The sequence below is a fragment of the Streptomyces sp. NPDC059010 genome (assembly GCF_042740355.1).
Taxonomy (GTDB): Bacteria; Actinomycetota; Actinomycetes; order Streptomycetales; family Streptomycetaceae; genus Streptomyces.
The window spans coordinates 1-1,317 of the sequence record NZ_JBHYJA010000112.1; the positions used below are offsets into that span (position 1 = coordinate 1).

The following is a 1,317-nucleotide window of genomic DNA, read 5'->3' on the forward strand; positions in this document are numbered from 1 at the left end:
GTTCATACGTTCATTACTGTATTTATCACGATGGTTTTCATGTGGATTATTAAGAAAGCTTCAGCAAAATATCATATCCCGGTTGTATCTACAATCGCGGCAGAAGTCTAAGGAGGAATTTTAATTTATGGCAACTCAACAGCAACTATCAGCACAGGCAAAGGCTCAACTATTCTCGCAGGCTACCCGCCAAACATGGCAGATGATGGGTACACAGACAGTGACAGAGGACGCACAAACGGTATCATTCAACCTACCGAAAGTACGCCTGCTATCACAAATTTTAGTTGAATTTGACGCGACTGTCTCTCTCAAATCGCAGAACGCGGCAATTCCAACTAAACCATTTTCACCATACCAGATTATCAGAAATATTGCACTGGAATTAAACAGTGGATTCCGTCCTTTTGTTGTGTCAGGCGAAGCCCTTCACCTATACAGCTTAAACCGATTGAATCCAGACGTTCTATTACCTGCATCAAGTCCGCGGGCGTTATCTTACATTGAAACAGCCGCGAGCACGTCAGGTAAAGACGCGCGTATTAAATTCCAAGTCGCGCTGCCATTAACTTTAAACCAACGTGACCCGGTCGGTCTTATCTTGCTACAAAACGAGGAGACAACCGTTTCCCTTCAGATTGATACAGCACGCGCGCAAGACGCGTATCAGTTGGCTACTGGAGACACCGTTACACTGAAGCAATTGAAAATCACGCCGACAATTGAAACGTTCTCCGTCCCTTCTGTACCACAAGCTATGCCGGATATTTCTGTCCTGAAGCTTGTAAACGAAAAAGGCGAACAGTTCACCGGGAACGGTCAAAATATCGTGAAGCTTCAGACAGGGACGATCTACCGTAAACTCATGTTTTACTTTACGGATGAGTCAGGCAACCCGCTGAAGGACAGCGACTTTGCGGGCAACTTGGAATTGGTATTTAACCAAGCCGACATCCCTTACAGCATTAAGCCGTCAGCACTTGCAGCCCGAAATCATTCGGACTTGGGTTATGTCTTACCGGATGGGGTTTATGTGTTTGACTTCTCTAACCAAGGCTTGCCAAACCTCGGCGGCTCTCGTGACTATATTGACACCGAACGTCTTACAGAGTTTTGGATTCGCTTCAATACTCAAAAAGGCGGGCGCGTGAAAATCGTTGCTGAAAAGCTTTCACGCTTGCATTAATACACGCGGGAGGGCTTTTCCCTCCTTTTCTTATTTGACTACTACGAAGGAGGATTTATATGAACGCACCATCACAAATGGGTCTAGGTGAAATGTTCTACCATGCCGCAGAATTATATCCAAACATGGGG

General features: G+C 45.6%; 1 protein-coding gene. It reads left to right on the top strand.

Going from position 1 to position 1,317, the window contains the following annotated elements:
• Window positions 1-127: 127 nt before the first annotated feature.
• Window positions 128-1,186 (top strand): hypothetical protein, encoded by a 1,059-nt coding sequence (locus ACFWYS_RS46620; protein ID WP_376642743.1) that lies wholly within the window; start codon window positions 128-130, stop codon window positions 1,184-1,186.
• Window positions 1,187-1,317 lie beyond the last annotated feature (131 nt).

Bases quoted from the DNA above. Each gene is read 5' to 3' on its own strand.
- ACFWYS_RS46620 (WP_376642743.1), top strand. From the start codon at position 128: ATGGCAACTCAACAGCAACTATCAGCACAGGCAAAGGCTCAACTATTC.